This window comes from Pseudoxanthobacter sp. M-2 (assembly GCF_046156265.1).
Classification (GTDB): Bacteria; Pseudomonadota; Alphaproteobacteria; order Rhizobiales; family Segnochrobactraceae; genus CAMDHY01.
This window is the reverse complement of sequence record NZ_JAWDIR010000011.1, coordinates 409,478-426,717: the sequence shown is the minus strand read 5'-3', so window position 1 is coordinate 426,717 and position 17,240 is coordinate 409,478. Positions and strand designations below refer to the sequence as shown.

At 68.9% G+C, this 17,240-nt stretch carries 15 protein-coding genes; all 15 read right to left on the bottom strand.

All coding sequences use genetic code 11. The features are described 5' to 3' along the window. The 15 genes from proS to nuoG all read right to left on the bottom strand — a co-directional run bounded on the left by proS (nucleotide 1) and on the right by nuoG (nucleotide 17,221). Nucleotides 1-1,329 carry a proline--tRNA ligase gene (gene proS, locus RUR49_RS07065; RefSeq protein WP_409145666.1) on the bottom strand — a complete coding sequence of 443 codons (1,329 nt, stop codon included), beginning with the start codon at nucleotides 1,327-1,329 and terminating at the stop codon, nucleotides 1-3. 744 nt (nucleotides 1,330-2,073) lie between these two features. After that, nucleotides 2,074-2,757, bottom strand: coding sequence for an NAD(P)H-binding protein (locus RUR49_RS07060; RefSeq protein ID WP_409145665.1), 684 nt, complete (start codon nucleotides 2,755-2,757; stop codon nucleotides 2,074-2,076). Beyond that, nucleotides 2,747-3,748, bottom strand: a complete 1,002-nt coding sequence (locus RUR49_RS07055; RefSeq protein ID WP_409145664.1) for a tripartite tricarboxylate transporter substrate-binding protein — start codon at nucleotides 3,746-3,748, stop codon at nucleotides 2,747-2,749. The genes RUR49_RS07060 and RUR49_RS07055 overlap by 11 nt, the downstream gene beginning before the upstream one ends. A gap of 136 nt (nucleotides 3,749-3,884) precedes the next feature. Beyond that, on the bottom strand, nucleotides 3,885-4,145 hold the full coding sequence (locus RUR49_RS07050) for a DUF1467 family protein (protein ID WP_409145663.1): 261 nt from the start codon (nucleotides 4,143-4,145) through the stop codon (nucleotides 3,885-3,887). Between the two features lie 33 nt (nucleotides 4,146-4,178). Continuing rightward, nucleotides 4,179-4,583, bottom strand: a complete 405-nt coding sequence (gene mce, locus RUR49_RS07045) for a methylmalonyl-CoA epimerase (RefSeq protein ID WP_409145662.1) — start codon at nucleotides 4,581-4,583, stop codon at nucleotides 4,179-4,181. After that, entirely contained in the window at nucleotides 4,580-6,319 is a 1,740-nt protein-coding gene (locus RUR49_RS07040; RefSeq protein WP_409145661.1) for a ribonuclease J, read from the bottom strand. The genes mce and RUR49_RS07040 overlap by 4 nt, the downstream gene beginning before the upstream one ends. Next, complete coding sequence (locus RUR49_RS07035) at nucleotides 6,316-7,137, bottom strand: biotin--[acetyl-CoA-carboxylase] ligase (protein ID WP_409145660.1); 822 nt, start codon at nucleotides 7,135-7,137, stop codon at nucleotides 6,316-6,318. The genes RUR49_RS07040 and RUR49_RS07035 overlap by 4 nt, the downstream gene beginning before the upstream one ends. A 3-nt stretch (nucleotides 7,138-7,140) precedes the next feature. Further along, nucleotides 7,141-8,571, bottom strand: coding sequence for an NADH-quinone oxidoreductase subunit NuoN (nuoN, locus tag RUR49_RS07030; RefSeq protein ID WP_409145659.1), 1,431 nt, complete (start codon nucleotides 8,569-8,571; stop codon nucleotides 7,141-7,143). Nucleotides 8,572-8,648: 77 nt separating this feature from the next. Continuing rightward, on the bottom strand, nucleotides 8,649-10,205 hold the full coding sequence (locus RUR49_RS07025) for an NADH-quinone oxidoreductase subunit M (protein ID WP_409145658.1): 1,557 nt from the start codon (nucleotides 10,203-10,205) through the stop codon (nucleotides 8,649-8,651). Then, entirely contained in the window at nucleotides 10,205-12,355 is a 2,151-nt protein-coding gene (nuoL, locus tag RUR49_RS07020) for an NADH-quinone oxidoreductase subunit L (RefSeq protein ID WP_409145657.1), read from the bottom strand. The genes RUR49_RS07025 and nuoL overlap by 1 nt, the downstream gene beginning before the upstream one ends. A 4-nt stretch (nucleotides 12,356-12,359) precedes the next feature. Continuing rightward, the gene (gene nuoK / locus RUR49_RS07015; RefSeq protein WP_409145656.1) at nucleotides 12,360-12,668 is read right to left on the bottom strand and encodes an NADH-quinone oxidoreductase subunit NuoK; all 309 of its coding nucleotides are present in this window, start codon (nucleotides 12,666-12,668) and stop codon (nucleotides 12,360-12,362) included. A 94-nt stretch (nucleotides 12,669-12,762) separates the two neighbouring features. Further along, the gene (locus tag RUR49_RS07010) at nucleotides 12,763-13,371 is read right to left on the bottom strand and encodes an NADH-quinone oxidoreductase subunit J (RefSeq protein ID WP_409145655.1); all 609 of its coding nucleotides are present in this window, start codon (nucleotides 13,369-13,371) and stop codon (nucleotides 12,763-12,765) included. A gap of 123 nt (nucleotides 13,372-13,494) precedes the next feature. Then, complete coding sequence (gene nuoI, locus RUR49_RS07005) at nucleotides 13,495-13,983, bottom strand: NADH-quinone oxidoreductase subunit NuoI (RefSeq protein WP_409145654.1); 489 nt, start codon at nucleotides 13,981-13,983, stop codon at nucleotides 13,495-13,497. A gap of 30 nt (nucleotides 13,984-14,013) precedes the next feature. After that, nucleotides 14,014-15,078 carry an NADH-quinone oxidoreductase subunit NuoH gene (nuoH, locus tag RUR49_RS07000; RefSeq protein ID WP_409145653.1) on the bottom strand — a complete coding sequence of 355 codons (1,065 nt, stop codon included), beginning with the start codon at nucleotides 15,076-15,078 and terminating at the stop codon, nucleotides 14,014-14,016. A 46-nt stretch (nucleotides 15,079-15,124) separates the two neighbouring features. Further along, on the bottom strand, nucleotides 15,125-17,221 hold the full coding sequence (gene nuoG / locus RUR49_RS06995) for an NADH-quinone oxidoreductase subunit NuoG (RefSeq protein ID WP_409145652.1): 2,097 nt from the start codon (nucleotides 17,219-17,221) through the stop codon (nucleotides 15,125-15,127). Between the last annotated feature and the right edge of the window lie 19 nt (nucleotides 17,222-17,240).

Sequence of the window (17,240 nt, the reverse complement as noted above, 5' to 3'; positions counted from 1 at the left end):
TCATCCCTTGAGCTCGGCGACGAGCTTGTTCACCGCCGCCTCCGTCGACATCGCCTCGCGCTCGCCGCCCGCCCGCTGCTTGAGCTCGACCTCGTTCTTCTCGAGGCCGCGCGGCCCGACGACGAGCTGCCAGGGCAGCCCGATCAGGTCCATCGTGGCGAACTTGGCGCCCGGGCGGTTGTCGGTGTCGTCATAGAGCACCTCGACGCCCGCCGCCTCGAGCTCGCCATAGAGCTTCGTGCAGGCGGCGTCGGTGTTGGCGTCGCCGGGCTTCAAATTGATCAGGCCGACGTGGAACGGCGCGACGGAGGCCGGCCAGATGATGCCGGCGTCGTCGTGGCTCGCCTCGATGATGGCGCCCAGCAAGCGCGACACTCCCACCCCGTAGGACCCCATGTGGACGGGCCGCTCGGCGCCGTCCGGGCCGGCGACCTTCGCGCCCATCGGCTCGGAGTACTTGGTGCCGAAGTAGAAAATGTGGCCGACCTCGATGCCGCGGGCGGCGACGCGCTTGTCTTCCGGCAGCGCTGCGAACGCCGCCTCGTCGTGTTTCTCGTCGGTCGCCGCGTAAAGCGACGTCCAGGCATCGACGATCGGCGTGAGATCAGACGAAAAGTCCGTGTCCTCGCCGGGAATCGGCAGGTCGAGCAGGTCGCGGTGGCAGAACACGGCGCTCTCGCCGGTGTCGGCGAGGATGATGAACTCATGGCTGAGGTCACCACCGATCGGGCCGGTGTCGGCCTGCATCGGGATCGCCGTCAGCCCCATGCGCCGGAAGGTCCTGAGATAGGCGACGAACATCCGCCGATAGGCGGCGCGCGCACTGTCGCGGTCGATGTCGAAGGAATAGGCGTCCTTCATCAGGAACTCGCGCCCGCGCATGATGCCGAAGCGCGGCCGGACCTCGTCCCGGAACTTCCACTGGATGTGGTAGAGGTTGAGCGGCAGGTCGCGGTAGCTCTTCACCGAGGCGCGGAAGATCTCGGTGATCATCTCCTCGTTGGTCGGCCCGAAGAGCATCTCGCGCTCGTGGCGGTCGGTGATGCGCAGCATCTCCTTGCCATAGGCGTCGTAACGCCCGCTCTCGCGCCACAGGTCCGCCGACTGGATGGTCGGCATCAGCACCTCGACGGCACCCGCCCGGTCCTGCTCCTCGCGGACGATCTGCTCGACCTTCTGCAGCACGCGGAAGCCAAGCGGCAGCCACGAGTAGATGCCCGCCGACTGCTGGCGGATCATCCCCGCCCGCAGCATCAGCCGGTGCGAGACGATCTCCGCCTCCTTGGGGGTCTCGCGAAGGATAGGCAGGAAGTAGCGGGACAGGCGCATCAAGGTCTCTTCGGTGCAAGAACGCGAGGGGCGCCGGGGCGCACGGGACGGCGAGTGAAGCCGCGCGGCCGCCAAAACACAAGGGCTCGGGCTTCTCGGCGACGTGCCCGCGGACGTGCGGCCAAATCAGGGCGGAAGCGCGGCGGCAAGGCGGCCCGATCGTGACCCAAGCGTTGTTCGCGAGTCCTCGCGGTCGTTCGCCGGCGTCCGGTGAAGGCCTTGCAAGGCACGGGATTCCGCCCCGAGCCCCCTTCGCAAAAAAGTTGGGCGATCGATGCACAAAATGATGACAACCCGATTTTCCTCCGCTAGAGTAGCAACATAATAAATGGCTGCCGATCACCGAGCCGATACGGCGCCAAAGAGGCATCGCGGTCTAAGTCTTGGGAGGAAGGCCCTCGGCGCAGCGCAAAGCTCGCAGCCGCCTGAAGTCCGGAAGAATCTCGACGGATCTCCGGGCGTCAGGAATGGGGGTTAGACGCGGAACTCAAAAGGGCAAGGCTTCGGCCTTGCTTTATTTTTTTGTGCCTACCCCTTCGATAACTCGGCTTCCTCTCGATGATGCGAATTCTCTATCGCGTCATCGCCACCGCCGATGCTGCCCGCTTTTCTGGCCCAGCGCCGGATAGCCGCGATCCGGCGCCTGGCTTAGCCAAATGAGGCAGGCCTGCTGCCATCGCGACAGCTCGGAGCGCCGCGAATGTCTCCTCCCCGGTCCAGCCATCGCTGGTGCCTGCCGTAGACTCAGGCGGCCGTCGGTACCGGATTCTGTGCTGCAAGCACGCGCCCGCGCCACTGCGGGTCGGTCGCCGCGATCAGCACCAGGCGGGCGAGTTCGCCGCGCGTGATCCGCCCGATCGCCGGCGGCGCCGAGACGAGGCGGCCGTGGCCGTCGGCCGGTCCGTCGAGGAGACCGCCGGGCCGCACGATCGTCCAGGCGATCGGCGCCGCGCGCAGGTGATCCTCGGCCTTCGTCTTCTCCGCCACCACCGCCCCGATCACCTCGCGCATGCGCGGCGACAAAAGCGGCAGGCTCTCGCCGCAGCCGAGGGACGTGACGAGCACGAAGCGGCTGACGCCAGCGGCCACCGCCGCATCGATGAAGGCGATGTTGCCGGCGCTGTCGACCTGCCCCTCCCCCGGCCGGCTGCCGAGGAAAGAGACCGCGACGGCACCCTGGCCGGCGACGGCGCAGAAGTGCGCGAGATCGGCGGCCACCATCGCATCGCCGGACACGACGCGGCCGCCCGCCGCCGCCACCGCGGCGGCACCGTCGACGCCGCGGGCCAGCGCCGTAACGGGGTGACCGACGGCCGTGGCCGCCGCGACGAAGGCGAGACCGGAGCCGCGCGTGCCACCGGCGACGGCGAACGCCGCGGCTTGGCGGCTCCGCTCCGGCCGGCCCGGCTCGCCGTCCTCAGAGGCCACTTTCCACCACCACTTCGCGGTCGCGCGCGACCGTCAGGGCGAGGTCGGCGGCATCGCTGATCTGCAGCGGCAGGCCGATCGCCTGTGCCGCCTGCACCACGCGCTTGTCGGCGGCCGCCGCGACGAGAGCCGCGTGCATCTGCGCCACCACGTCCGGCGCGGTGCCAGCGGGGGCGAACAGACCCACGCTGTTGGTGGATGCGTAGCTGCGCCTGCCCGTCACCTCGCGCAAGGTCGGCACGTCGAGGGCCGGATTGCGCTCGCCGCCGAAGGTCACGAGCGCCCGCAGCCGCCCGGGATTGGCGCGCATGAAGGAGGCGAGGCTCGGCGTGTTGATGAGGCCGGCCGAGGCGCGCCCTTCCAGCACCGTCTCGAAGACGCGCTCGCGCCCCGGCGCCAGCACGTCGCGCAGGCCCTGCCCGAGGGCGAGTTCGAGGAAGCGCAGGTGCACGCTGCCCGGGTTGGAGCTCGCCACCGTGAGCTGGCGGCCGCGCGCCATCTCGGCGAAGGCGGCCCAGTCGCGCACCGGCGAATCGGCGGAGACGAACAGTGCCGTGGAGTAACCGACGGTGAGCGTCGCGATCGGCACGAGGATATCGAGCGAGGCGGCCGCGTTCGGCTTCCGCGACGCTTCCGCCGCATCGTACATCACATGGGTCAGCGTATCGCTGGCGAGCAGGCGCAGTTCGCCGCGGCCCTGGTCGGCGAGCGCCGTCAGCGAGCGCTGCATGCGGTCGGGCAGCGGCGGAATGTCGATCTCGATGCGGCGGCTCAAGGCGGCCGACAATGCGGCGCTGAGCACGTCGCACGTCACCGCGACGACCGAGCCACGCCCGTAGGGCACGTAGATGCGGACCGTCGAGGGAAGTCGGGTCTCGGCCTTGGCGCCGCCCGGCAAGAACGCCGCGGCGGCGAGGCCTCCCACCGCCACGATCACCGCGCGTCGGCTCGGCCCCCGGCCGGCGGCCCCCTCCTCGTCGCCTCCTCGCATCGGTCGAACCTCCCCGATGTCCACCCGGCACACCCGCGGCCGGCTTCCTCGCCTTCGCCTCGGCCGCGGCCCGAGAAGGCTCTTGGCGCCATGCTGGTCCGGGCGCCACGCCAATGCAAGCGCGGCACTGGGCCGATCAGAGGTCGCGAACGAACGGGATGTCGTCGAAGCCGATGCCGGAGGTCAAAAGCGCGTAGATGCCGGCGAACACCACGGCCGCGACCGCCGAGGTCACCAGCGCGACGCGCAGCATCGGGAAACGGGAGGGCGCGCTCGGCTCGGTGCCCGGCGTGATCTCGCCGACCTCGGCCTGCGTGCGGTAGCCCCACGGCAGCACCATGAACAGCACCAGCCACCAGACCACGAAGTAGATCGCCACCGCACTCGTCAGGGACACGCCAGTTCCTCCGTCCGTCGCCGCGCCGGCCGGTCAGGCCTGCTCCAGCTCCACAAGCGTGCCGCAGAAGTCCTTCGGGTGCAGGAACAGCACCGGCTTGCCGTGGGCGCCGATCTTCGGGTTGCCGTCGCCGATGACGCGCGCCCCCGCCGCCTGCAGCCGGTCGCGCGCCGCCAGGATGTCGTCCACCTCGTAGCAGAGGTGGTGAATGCCGCCCGACGGGTTCTTCTCGAGGAAGCCCTTGATCGGCGAGGCGTCGCCAAAGGCGCCGAGGAGCTCGATCTTGGTATTCGGCAGCTCGACGAAGACTGTCGTCACGCCATGGTCCGGCTGGTCCACCATCTCGGAAACGTGACCGCCTAGCGTATCGCGATAGACCGCCGTTGCCGCCGCGAGGTCCGGCACAGCGATCGCCACGTGGTTGAGCCTGCCGATCATCGACGCCTCCTCTTGCCCCCGCCCTGTCGCTCGACCACCGCCTCGCTCGCCACCGCATCCGTCGTGGCGACGACGCGGCAGACAGGCTTCTTGCCCCACCGCTCCGCCACCGCCGAACGGGCGGCACGCCGCAGCGCCTCCGCCACCAGCGCCGCATCGCGGCGGCGCGGCCGCGGGATCGAAACCAGCGCGCCCATCACCGCCTTTTCGACGATCTCCTCGAACAGCTCGCCGTCGGCATCGTGCTCGGGAATGCCGAGCAGCACCACCTCCGGCCCGTGCACCACCTCGCCGGCGCCGTCGAGGCCGACCGAGACGACGATCGCGCCGGCGAACGAGATCCGCCGCCGGTCGGCCATGCCCGATTCATCGGGCTCGAGCAGCAGCCTGCCATCGCGGTAGAGGTGTCCGAACGGCGCCTCGCCGACAATCGCGGCCGGGCCCGGCGCCAGGCGGACGATCTTGCCGTCGCCGCCCACGACGATCTCCTTGACGCCGAGCGAGCGGGCGAACTTGGCGTGCTCGGCGAGATGCAGCGGCTCGCCGTGGACGGGGATCGACACCTCGGGCTTCAAGAGCCCGTAGAGCTCGGCGAGCTCGTCGCGGCGCGGATGGCCGGAGACGTGCACGAGCGCGTCGCGGTCGGTCAGAACGTCGACGCCGCGCGTCGCCAGCGCGTTGACGATGGCGCCGACGGCCTTCTCGTTTCCAGGAATGGTGCGCGAAGAGAAGATCACGAGGTCGCCCGGCGACAGCGCCACCCGGCGGTGGTCGTCGGAGGCGATACGGGCGAGCGCCGCGCGCGGTTCACCCTGGCTGCCGGTGAGAAGCGCCACCACCTTGTCGCGCGGCAGGTAGCCGTAGGCCTCCTCGTCGAGCGGCATGCGCAGCCCGTCGAGGTAGCCGAGCTCGCCGGCGACATCGAGCACCCGCAGCATCGAGCGGCCCATCACGACCACCTCGCGATCGGCTGCCGTGGCCGCCATGATCACCGCCCTGAGGCGCGCAACATTTGAGGCGAAGGTCGTCACCGCCACCCGCGCCGGTGCGGCACGGATGATGTCGACGAGCGAGCGCGCCACGTCCTGTTCGGACGGCGAGCGGCCGGCGCGGATGGCGTTGGTGGAATCGCAGACGAAGGCGCGCACGCCCTCGTTGCCGATCTCGGCGAAGCGCTGGAGGTCGATCGCGCGGCCGATGCCGGGCGTCGGGTCGATCTTCCAGTCGCCGGAATGGACGACGGTGCCGAGCGCGGTGCGGATGACGAGGGCGTTCGGCTCCGGGATCGAGTGCGACACCGGCACGAGTTCGAGGTCGAAGGGGCCGAGCGTCCAGCGGTGGCCCTGCTCCACGACGGTCACCGGCACCGTCTCGGCGCCGAACTCCTCGCCCGCCTTGGCGGCGAGCAGGCCGGCGGTGAAGGGCGTGGCGAAGACCGGGGCCCGCAGCCGCGGCCAGAGCTCGATGACCGCGCCGTAGTGGTCCTCGTGGGCATGCGTCAGCACGATGCCGACGAGGTCGTCGCGCGCCTGCTCGATGAAGCTCGGATCGGGCAGGATGACGTCGACGCCCGGCGTCGTCTCGTTGCCGAAGGTGACGCCGCAGTCGACCATCAGCCACTTGCGGTGGCGGGGCGGGCCGATGCCGTAAAGGCCCATGTTCATGCCGATCTCGCCCACCCCGCCCAAGGGCAGGAAGACGAGTTCGCCGGCAGAGCGCTCGGGTGTGCGTGTCATGTCCTGGCCGTCCCCGCCGCTCCGAAGTGAACCTCGCCGGCGGTGATGGTGCGGCGCGCTCCGCTTTCGGTGCGCACGACCAGCCGGCCCGTCTCGTCAATCGTCTCGAATACGCCGCGCGTCACCTCGCCGTCGATCCGGACCGCCACCGCGCCACCGAGACCGGAGGCGCGCTCCAGCCAGCGGGCACGCACCGCCGGGAAGCCCCGGCCGTCGTCCCACGCCGCCGCCGCCTCGCACCAGCACTCCGAAAGCGCCGAAAATACCGCTTCCGCATCGACCGTCGCACCGAGACCGGCGAGTGAGGCCGCCGGATAGGGCAGGTCCGTCGGCGCATGGCGCACGTTGACGCCGATGCCGACGACCACCGCCATGCGCCCATCCGGCGCCCTCTCGGCCTCAAGCAGGATACCGGCCAGCTTGGCGCCGTCGAGCAGAACGTCGTTCGGCCACTTGAGCGCGATGCGGTCGCCGCCGCCCTGGGCGCCGTCGAGGGCGATCGCCGTCACCACTTCCGGTGCCGCGCGCCGGAGCGCCGCGTCCAGCGCGACGCCGGCGACGAAGCCGAGCGTGGCGACGGCAGCCGCATCGGCGGCGGTGACTGTCAGGAGGCTGGCGGCAAGGTTGCCCCGCTCCGTCGACCAGGCATTGCCGCGGCGGCCGCGGCCGGCGGTCTGGCGGTCGGAGACGACCCACAGCCGGCCGGTGTCACCGGCGCGCGCGCGGGCCAGCGCCTCCGCGTTGGTCGAGCCGATCTCGTCGAAGGCGGCGAGGCGGTAGCCTGCCGAGCGGGCGTCCGGTCCGAGGGTGAAGGCCATCCGCTAGAAGAGGCTCTTCGCCGCGTCGCCGGCCGCCGCGACGAGGGGGGCGGCGAAGACGACGAACAATAGCACCACGGCCCCGCTCGCGCCGAGCACGATGCGCAGCTCGTTCGGCATCCGCTCGAAGCCGGCAGCCGGGTCGTCGAAATACATGATCTTGACGATGCGCAGGTAGTAGTAGGCGCCCACCACCGAGGCGACGACGCCGATCACCGCCAGCGTGTAGAGCCCCGCCTCGATCGCCGCCAGGAACACGTAGAACTTGGCGAAGAAGCCGGCGAGCGGCGGAATGCCGGCGAGCGAAAACAGGATCATGGCGAACAGGAACGCCATCACCGGGTGGGTGCGCGACAACCCGGCGAGCTCGCCGATCTCCTCCACCATGCCGTCCTTGCGGCGCATCGTCAGGATGCAGGCGAAGGCGCCGACGGTCATGGCGAGATAGAGCGTCATGTAGATGATGACGCCCTGCACGCCCGCCTCGGTGCCGGCGGCGAGCCCGACGAGCGCGTAGCCCATGTGGCCGATCGACGAATAGGCCATCAGGCGCTTGATGTTCTGCTGGCCGATCGCGGCGAACGAGCCGAGCACCATCGAGGCGATGGCGATGAACACGATGATCTGCTGCCAGTCGTGCGCCACCGGCCCGAAGGCGTCGACGACGATGCGCACGATCATCGCCATCGCCGCCACCTTCGGCGCGGCGGCGAAGAAGGCCGTCACCGGCGTCGGCGCGCCCTCGTAGACGTCGGGCGTCCACATGTGGAAGGGCACGGCCGAGATCTTGAAGGCGAGGCCGGCGAGCACGAACACGAGGCCGAAGACGAGGCCCATCGAGGCCTCGCCGCCCGTCAGCGTCGCGGCGATGTCGACGAACACCGTCTTGCCGGTGAAGCCGTAGACGAGCGACATGCCGTAGAGCAGCATCCCCGACGACAGCGCGCCGAGCACGAAGTACTTCAGGCCCGCCTCGGTGGAGCGCTCGGAATCGCGGTTGATGGCGGCCACCACGTAGAGCGAGAGGCTCATCAGCTCGAGGCCGAGATAGAGCGCGATCAGGTCGCCGGCCGAGATGATCATCATCATGCCGAGCGTCGCGATGACGATGAGGATCGGGTACTCGAAGCGCTCGAAGCGGGCGGCGCGGGCAAACGCCACCGACATCGCGATCGCCAGCGCCGAGCCGATCAGCGACAGGATCTTCATGAAGCGGGCGAACTCGTCCATGACGAAGGCGCCGTGGAAGGTCGTGCCGTAGGTCGGGTCGAAGATCAGCACGATCGCCGCGACGATGATCACCGCCGCCGCCATGCCGGTGACGACGGGCGTCGAGCGCTCGCCGCCGAACACGCCGACCATCAGCAGCACGAGCGCGCCGACGGCGAGCAGCAGTTCCGGCAGCACCGGCATCAGGTCGGGGAGCGTCGCCATTTCCTGCATGACCCTCGTCGCGTCTTCCGTCTCGTGCTCGTCCAGGTCCGGCCGCGGCCGGGCTCAGGCGGATGGTCTCAGCGCACCGCCACCGGTGCGCCCGCCTGCGCCAGCTCCGCCGGCGTCGCCGCCCGGAGCTTCGCCTGCTCGTTTGCCTCCACCGCCCGCTCGACCTTGGCGACGAGGTCGGTGACCGAGGCGGCGGTGACGTCCATCACCGGCTTCGGCCAGACACCGAACAGCACCGTCAGCACCGCGAGCGGCACCAAAAGCGTCTTCTCGCGCAAGGACAGGTCGAGCATGCCCTTGAGGCTCGGCTTGTCGAGCACGCCGAACACCACCTTGCGGTAGAGCCACAGCGCATAGGCGGCCGACAGGATGACGCCGGTGGTGGCGATGAAGGCCACCCAGGTGTTCACCTCGAAGGCGGCGAGCAGCGTCAGGAACTCGCCGATGAAGCCGCTCGTCCCCGGCAGGCCGACGTTCGCCATCGTGAAGATCAGGAACACGACGGCGTAGAAGGGCATGCGGTTGACGAGACCGCCATAGGCGACGATCTCGCGGGTGTGCATGCGGTCATAGACGACGCCGACGCAGAGGAACAGCGCGCCCGAGACGATGCCGTGCGAGAGCATCTGGAAGAGGCCGCCCTGGATGCCCTGCTCGGTCGCCGTGAAGATGCCCATCGTCACGTAGCCCATGTGGGCGACGGAGGAGTAGGCGATGAGCTTCTTCATGTCCTCCTGCATCAGCGCGACGAGCGACGTGTAGACGATCGCCACCACCGACAGGGTGTAGACGAGCGGCGCGAAGTCGGCGCTCGCCACCGGGAACATCGGCAGCGAGAAGCGCAGGAAGCCGTAGCCGCCCATCTTCAGGAGGATGCCGGCGAGGATGACCGAGCCGGCGGTGGGTGCCTCGACGTGGGCATCCGGCAGCCAGGTGTGCACCGGCCACATCGGCATCTTCACCGCGAAGGAGGCGAAGAAGGCGAGCCACAGCCATGGCTGCATCGCGACCGGGAAGTCGTAGGCGAGCAGATCGACGATGTCGGTGGTGCCGGCCTGCCAGTACATCGCCATCAGGGCGAGCAGCATCAGCACCGAGCCGAGCAGCGTGTAGAGGAAGAACTTGAAGCTCGCATAGACACGCCGCGGCCCGCCCCACACGCCGATGATGATGAACATCGGGATGAGGCCGCCCTCGAAGAACACGTAGAAGAGCACGAGGTCGAGGGCGCTGAAGACGCCGATCATCAGCGTCTCGAGCACCAGGAAGGCGACCATGTACTCCTTCACCCGCGTGTGCACCGAGTGCCAGCTGGCGAGGATGCAGAACGGCATCAGGAACGTCGTGAGGATGACGAACAGCATCGAGATGCCGTCGACGCCCATCTTGTAGGTGATGGTGCCGCCGAGCCAGTCGGCCTCCTCGACGAACTGGAAGCCGGGGTTCGAGAAGTCGAAGCCCACCCACAGCGTCAGCGAGAACAGGAAGGTGACGACGGTGGTGACGAGAGCGACGCGGCGGATGTTGTTGAGCGCCGTCTCCTCCTCGCTGCGCACCATCAGGATGAAGAACACCCCGACGAGCGGCAGGAAGGTGACGATCGAGAGGATCGGCCAGCCGCTCATCAGTGAACTCCCCCGCCGGCGAACATCGCCCAGGTGATGAGCGCCGCGACGCCGATCAGCATCACGAACGCGTAGTGGTAGAGGTAGCCGGTCTGCAGCTTCACGACCCGGTTGGTGACGTCGATGACGCGCGCCGAGACGCCGTCCGGCCCGAAGCCGTCGATCAGCCAGCCGTCACCCTTCTTCCACAGGAAGCGGCCGATCCACTTCGCCGGACGGACAAACAGGAAGTCGTAGAGCTCGTCGAAATACCACTTGTGGTAGACGAAGTTGTAGATGAGCCAATGCTCTTCGGCGAGCTTCTTCGGCACGTCGGGCCTCAGCATGTAGAAGTAGAAGGCCAGCAGCGCGCCGATCGCCATAGCCACCGTCGCCGCCCACGGCACCCAGCCGGGGGACTCGTGCATCTCGTGGAGGATGTGGTTCTCCTCGCCGAGATAGAGCGCGCCCTTCCAGAAGTGCTCGTAGCCGTGGCCCATGAACGGGTCGTGGAAGACCATGCCGGCGAACAGCGCTCCGCACGACAGCACGAGCAGCGGCACCACCATCACCCACGGGCTCTCGTGGACGTGCTTCATCACCTCGGCCGGCGCGCGCGGCTTGCCGAAGAAGGTCATGAAGATCTGCCGCCAGGTGTAGAAGGCGGTGAGCAGCGCCGCGATCGTCGTCAGCCAGAAGGCGTAGCCCGCGAACATGTTGTGGCCGGCATAGGTCGCCTCGATGATGGCGTCCTTGGAGTAGTAGCCGGCGGTGAACGGGAAGCCGGTCAGCGCCAGGCCGCCGATCAGCATCGTCCAGAACGTCCACGGAATGTGCTTCCTGAGGCCGCCCATCTTGCGCATGTCCTGCTCGCCGTCGACCGAGTGGATCACCGAGCCGGCCGCGAGGAACAGAAGCGCCTTGAAGAAGGCGTGCGTGAACAGGTGGAAGATGGCGATTGAGTAGGCGCCGACGCCGAGCGCCGCGAACATGTAGCCGAGCTGCGAGCAGGTCGAGTAGGCGATGACGCGCTTGATGTCGAACTGCGTGCAGCCGATCGTCGCCGCGAAGAAGGCCGTCGTCGCGCCGATGAAGGTCACGAAGGCGAGCGCCGCCGGAGCCTGCTCGAACAGCGGCGACAGCCGCGCAACCATGAACACGCCGGCCGTCACCATGGTGGCGGCGTGGATGAGGGCGGAGACCGGCGTCGGGCCTTCCATGGCGTCCGGCAGCCAGGTGTGCAGCAGGAACTGCGCCGACTTGCCCATCGCGCCCATGAAGAGCAGCAGGCAGATCACCGTGACGGCGTTCACCTCCTGGCCGAGGAAGTTCATCGACTGCTCGCCGAGGCTCGGCGCGGCGGCGAAGATGATGTCGAACGACACCGAGCCGGTGACGACGAACAGGCCGAAGATGCCGAGCGCGAAGCCGAAGTCGCCGACGCGGTTGACGACGAAGGCCTTGATCGCCGCGGCGTTCGCCGAGGGCTTCTGGAACCAGAAGCCGATCAGGAGGTAGCTCGCGAGGCCGACGCCCTCCCAGCCGAAGAACATCTGCACGAGGTTGTCGGAAGTCACCAGCATCAGCATGGCGAAGGTGAACAGCGACAGATAGGCGAAGAACCGGGGCCGGTGCGGATCGTGCGCCATGTAGCCCATCGAGTAGATGTGCACGAGCGCCGACACGGTGTTGACGACGATCAGCATCACCACGGTGAGCGTGTCGATGCGCAGGCTCCACTCGACCGAGAGCGTGCCGGAGGTGAACCAGTTGGCGATGTCGATCGTCTGCTTGCCGGCGTCGCCAAAGCCGACGGTGATGAAGGCGACCCACGACAGGATCGCCGCCAGCACGAGGAGGCTGGTGGTGACGAGTTCGGCCGCCCGCGAGCCCGGCGCCGCGTCGTGGTGGTCGTCATGCCCGTGCGCATCGTGGCCCGCCCCGTGGCCACCGTGCGGCGCTGGGTGGCCGGCGAAGGCATGCGCGACGCCGTGGCCGCCGGCCGAAGCGCCGTGCGCCGGCGGCGTGTGGGCTGCGTGCGCGCCGTGGCCGGTGTCGCCGATGCCGTGGCCGTCCGGCGGCGCCGGGATGTGGGCCTTCGAGCCGACGAGCGTGATCAGCCCGGCGATCAGGAAGCCGACGAGGGGCAGGAAGACGATGAGATGATACACGCCGTCAGCCCTTCATCATGTTGATGTCTTCGACCGCGATCGAGCCCCGGTTGCGGTAGTAGACGACCAGGATCGCGAGCCCGATCGCCGCCTCCGCCGCCGCCACCGTCAGCACGAGAAGCGCGAAGATCTGCCCGACGAGGTCGCCGAGGTGAGCGGAGAAGGCGACGAGGTTGAGGTTGACGGCGAGCAGGATGAGCTCGACCGACATCAGGATGACGATGACGTTCTTGCGGTTCAGGAAGATGCCGAACACGCCGAGCGTGAACAGGATCGCCGCGACCGTCAGATAGTGGGAGAGCCCGACCGCCATTGTCGTCGTCCGTCCTCGTCGTCGTTGCGCTCGTCGCCGCCCGGGCGGGCGGCGGCCGTTCGTCAGATGCCCTTGCGGCGCCCGCGGGGCGCCGTCAGATACCTTTCCGGGGTGCGACCTTGCGCACCTCGATGGCGGTCGCCTTCGTGCGGGCGTTCTGCGCCGAGATCGACTGCCGCTTGACGCCTTCCTTGTGGCGCAGCGTCAGCACGATCGCCCCGATCATCGCGACCAGCAGCACCAGGCCCGCCGCCTGGAAGAAGTAGATGTAGCGGGTGTAGAGCAGCAGCCCGAGCGCCCTCGTGTTGCTGACCTCGCCCATCGGCGGAATCAGCGCCACGCCACCGCCGTCCGGCGCCGTCACCCAGGTGCCGAGCACCATGACGAGCTCGACCAGCAGCACGAGCCCGATCAGCGCCCCGATCGGCAGGTACTGCAGGAAGCCCTGGCGCAGCTCGACGAAGTCGACGTCGAGCATCATCACCACGAACAGGAACAGCACCGCCACCGCGCCGACATAGACGACGACCAGGATCATCGCCAGGAACTCCGCCCCGAGCAGCAGGAACAGCCCGGCGGCGTTGAAGAAGGCGAGGATCAGGAACAGCACGGAGTGCACGGGATTGCGCGAGGAAATCACCATGAACGCCGACGCCACCGTGATGGCGGCGAAGAGGTAGAAGAATAAGGTCTGCAGGACCATTCCTGACCCCCGTTCGGCGCCGGTCGATCCGGCCGCTCAGTCGCCGCGCGTTCTAGCCCGCCCGCGCGATCCCAGTCCACCGCCCGCCGGACGGCGGGCGGACACGCCGCACCCGAACCCGCCTCAGCGGTAGGGCGCGTCCATCTCGATGTTGCGCGCGATCTCGCGCTCCCAGCGCGCGCCGTTCGCGAGCAGCCGGTCCTTGTCGTAGTAGAGCTCCTCGCGCGTCTCGGTGGCGAACTCGAAGTTCGGCCCCTCGACGATCGCGTCCACCGGGCACGCCTCCTGGCAGAAGCCGCAGTAGATGCACTTCACCATGTCGATGTCGTAGCGGGTGGTGCGGCGCGTGCCGTCGTTGCGGCGCGGGCCGGCCTCGATGGTGATCGCCTGCGCCGGGCAGATCGCCTCGCAGAGCTTGCAGGCGATGCAGCGTTCCTCGCCGTTCGGATAGCGGCGCAGCGCGTGCTCGCCACGGAAGCGCGGGCTCACCGGCCCCTTCTCGAAGGGGTAGTTCAGCGTCGACTTCGGCTTGAAGAAGTAGCGCATCGACAGGAAGAACGCCGACACGAACTCCTGCAGGAGCAGCGACTTGGCGGCCTGGGCGAGCGACATCGGTCGAACCTCTCTTGTCGTCTCTGCCGGTCAGGACGCCATGCCGGGCGCCCAGCCCGTCAGCATCAGGACCGCCGCGACGATGAAGACCATGGCGAGCGAGATCGGCAGGAACACCTTCCAGCCGAGGCGCATCAGCTGGTCGTAGCGGTAGCGCGGCACCATCGCCTTCACCATGGCGAACATGAAGAAGACGAACAGCGACTTCAGCAGGAACCAGATCACCCCCGGCACCCAGTTGAAGGGGGGCAGGTCGATCGGGGAGAGCCAGCCGCCGAGGAACAGGATGGTGGTCAGCGCGCACATGGTGGCGATGGCCACATACTCGGCGAGCATGAACATCATGTAGGGGCTGGAGCCGTACTCCACCATGAAGCCCGCCACCAGCTCCGATTCCGCCTCGACGAGGTCGAAGGGCGGCCGGTTCGTCTCGGCCAGCGCCGAGATGAAGAAGATGATGAACATCGGGAAGAGCGGCAGCCAGTACCAGTTCAGGATGGTCAGCCACGGCACGCCGAGCGCGGTGGCGAGCCCGTGCGCGTACTGGGCGTGCACCACTTCCGACAGGTTCAGCGTGCCGGCGCAGAGCAGCACCGTGACGAGCACGAAGCCGATCGACACCTCGTAGGAGACCATCTGCGCCGCCGAGCGCAGCGCCGACAGGAACGGGTACTTCGAGTTGGAGGCCCAGCCTCCCATGATGATGCCGTACACGCCGAGCGACGAGATCGCGAAGATGTAGAGGGTGGCCACGTTGATGTCGGCGATCACCCAGCCCTCGGCGACCGGGATCACCGCCCAGGCGGCGATCGACAGCGTCGCCATGACGAGCGGCGCGAGCAGGAAGATGCCCTTGTTGGCGCTCGAGGGGATCACCGGCTCCTTGAAGATGAACTTCAGGAGGTCGGCGAACGACTGGAACAGGCCGAAGGGGCCGACGACGTTCGGGCCGCGCCGCATCTGCACCGCCGCCCAGATCTTGCGGTCGGCGAGCAGGATGTAGGCGATGATGACGAGCAGCACGACGATCAGGAGCACGCTCTGCCCGAGCATGATCAGGAACGGCAGCGCGTAGGTGGTCCAGAAGTCGCTCATCGGGCGCTCTCCGCCGCCGTGCGGGTCGTGTTCGTGAGGCCGCGTGTCATTCCGCGGCCTCCGCCATGCGGGCGCGGGCGAGCGCCGCGCATTCCGCCATCACGGCCGACGCGCGGGCGATCGGGTTCGTCAGGTAGAACTCCGTCACCGCCGACCGGAACGGCGCGCTCGACGGATCGCCGCCGCGTGTGCCCAGCCGCTCGACGGCGGCCGGATCGGCCGCCACCACCTGGTCGACCGCCTCGAGGTGCGGCACCGCTTCGATCATCGCCGCGCGCAGTTCGAGCAGCGAATCATAGGGAAGCGTCGCGCCGAGCACGGCCGACAGCGCCCGGAGCACCGCCCAGTCCTCGCGCGCCTGTCCCGGCGGGAAGGCGGCGCGGTTCGCCCGCTGCACCCGCCCCTCGGTGTTGACGTAGGTCGCCGGCTTCTCGGTGTAGGCCGCCCCCGGCAGGATGACGTCGGCGCGATGCGCCCCGGCGTCGCCGTGGGTGCCGAGATAGACGACGAAGGCCGAGCCCAGCCGGTCCATGGGAATCTCGTCGGCGCCGAGCAGGAAGACGACATCGAGGTCGCCCGCGCTCGCCGCCTCGAGCATCCCGGCTGTGTCGCGGCCGCCCTCGCCTGGCACGCAGCCGACATCGAGGCCACCGACGCGCGACGCCGCCGTGTGCAGCACCGCAAAGCCGTTCCAGTCGGCCGAAACCGCACCTGCCGCCACTGCCGCCCGCGCCGCGAGCGACAGCACCGCCGCGCCGTCGGGTCGCGACAGCGCCCCCTGGCCGACGATGATCAGCGGCCGCTCGGCCTTCGCCAGCACGTCGGCGAAGGTGTGCTTGCCGGCGGCGACGTCCTTGAGCGTATCGGGGCCGGCACCGAGATACTCGACCGGATAGGTCTGATCGACCGGCTCACCGATGACGCCGACCGGCAGCCCGCTTGCCCGCCAGCGCTTGCGGATGCGGGCGTTCAGCACCGCCGCCTCGCGCCGCGGATTGCAGCCGACGAGCAGGATCGCGTCGGCCTCCTCGATGGCGCGGATGCCGACGTTGAAGAGATAGCTCGCCCGGCCGTCAGCCGGGTGGAGCGCGGCGCCATCCTGGCGGCAGTCGACGCTCGCCACGCCGAGGCGCGTCATCAGGTCCTTCAGGGCGAACAGCTCTTCGGTCGAGGCGAGGTCACCGCCGATGGCGCCGACGCGGGCCGGACCCGCCGCCTTCACCTTCTCGGCGATGGCGGTGAACGCCTCCGGCCACGTCGCCGGCATCAGCCGACCGCCGCGGCGCACATAGGGCTGGTCGAGGCGCTGGGTGCGCAGGCCGTCCCAGATGTAGCGGCTCTTGTCGGAGAGCCACTCCTCGTTCACCCACTCGTTCAGCCGCGGCAGGATCCGCATCACCTCGCGGCCGCGGGTGTCGACGCGGATGTTGGAGCCGACGGCGTCCATCACGTCGACCGACTCGGTCTTGGCGAACTCCCAGACGCGGCCGGTGAAGGCGAACGGCTTGTGGGTCAGCGCGCCGACCGGGCAGAGGTCGGCGACGTTGCCCTGCAGCTCCGAGCCCATCGCGTGCTCGAGATAGGTGGTGATCTCCATGTCCTCGCCGCGCCCGGTGGCGCCGAGATCCGGCACGCCTGCCACCTCCGTGGTGAAGCGCACGCAGCGGGTGCAGTGGATGCACCGGTTCATGATCGTCTTGACCAGCGGGCCGATGTACTTGTCCTCGACGGCGCGCTTGTTCTCGTGGAAGCGCGAGCCGGAGACGCCGTACAGCATCGACTGGTCCTGCAGGTCGCACTCGCCGCCCTGGTCGCAGATCGGGCAGTCGAGCGGGTGATTGATGAGCAGGAACTCCATCACCCCTTCGCGCGCCTTCTTCACCATCGGCGTGTTGGTGAAGATCTCCGGCGCCTCGCCGTTCGGGCCGGGGCGCAGGTCCTTCACCGCCATGGCGCAGGAGGCCGCCGGCTTCGGCGGGCCGCCCTTCACCTCGACGAGGCACATCCGGCAGTTGCCGGCGATCGACAGCCGCTCGTGGAAGCAGAAGCGCGGGATCTCCGCCCCGGCGAGTTCCGCCGCCTGCAGCAGCGTCGATTCCGGCGCGACGTCCACCTCGGTGCCGTCGACGATGATCTTGGTCATCGGCTCATCTTCCCGTCAC

Excerpts from the sequence above, each read along its gene's own strand:
- proS (WP_409145666.1), bottom strand. The coding sequence starts at position 1,329 with ATGCGCCTGTCCCGCTACTTCCTGCCTATCCTTCGCGAGACCCCCAAG.
- RUR49_RS07055 (WP_409145664.1), bottom strand. The coding sequence starts at position 3,748 with ATGCGAGGAGGCGACGAGGAGGGGGCCGCCGGCCGGGGGCCGAGCCGA.
- mce (WP_409145662.1), bottom strand. The coding sequence starts at position 4,583 with ATGATCGGCAGGCTCAACCACGTGGCGATCGCTGTGCCGGACCTCGCG.
- RUR49_RS07040 (WP_409145661.1), bottom strand. The coding sequence starts at position 6,319 with ATGACACGCACACCCGAGCGCTCTGCCGGCGAACTCGTCTTCCTGCCC.
- RUR49_RS07035 (WP_409145660.1), bottom strand. The coding sequence starts at position 7,137 with ATGGCCTTCACCCTCGGACCGGACGCCCGCTCGGCAGGCTACCGCCTC.
- nuoN (WP_409145659.1), bottom strand. The coding sequence starts at position 8,571 with ATGGCGACGCTCCCCGACCTGATGCCGGTGCTGCCGGAACTGCTGCTC.
- RUR49_RS07025 (WP_409145658.1), bottom strand. The coding sequence starts at position 10,205 with ATGAGCGGCTGGCCGATCCTCTCGATCGTCACCTTCCTGCCGCTCGTC.
- nuoK (WP_409145656.1), bottom strand. The coding sequence starts at position 12,668 with ATGGCGGTCGGGCTCTCCCACTATCTGACGGTCGCGGCGATCCTGTTC.
- RUR49_RS07010 (WP_409145655.1), bottom strand. The coding sequence starts at position 13,371 with ATGGTCCTGCAGACCTTATTCTTCTACCTCTTCGCCGCCATCACGGTG.
- nuoI (WP_409145654.1), bottom strand. The coding sequence starts at position 13,983 with ATGTCGCTCGCCCAGGCCGCCAAGTCGCTGCTCCTGCAGGAGTTCGTG.
- nuoH (WP_409145653.1), bottom strand. The coding sequence starts at position 15,078 with ATGAGCGACTTCTGGACCACCTACGCGCTGCCGTTCCTGATCATGCTC.
- nuoG (WP_409145652.1), bottom strand. The coding sequence starts at position 17,221 with ATGACCAAGATCATCGTCGACGGCACCGAGGTGGACGTCGCGCCGGAA.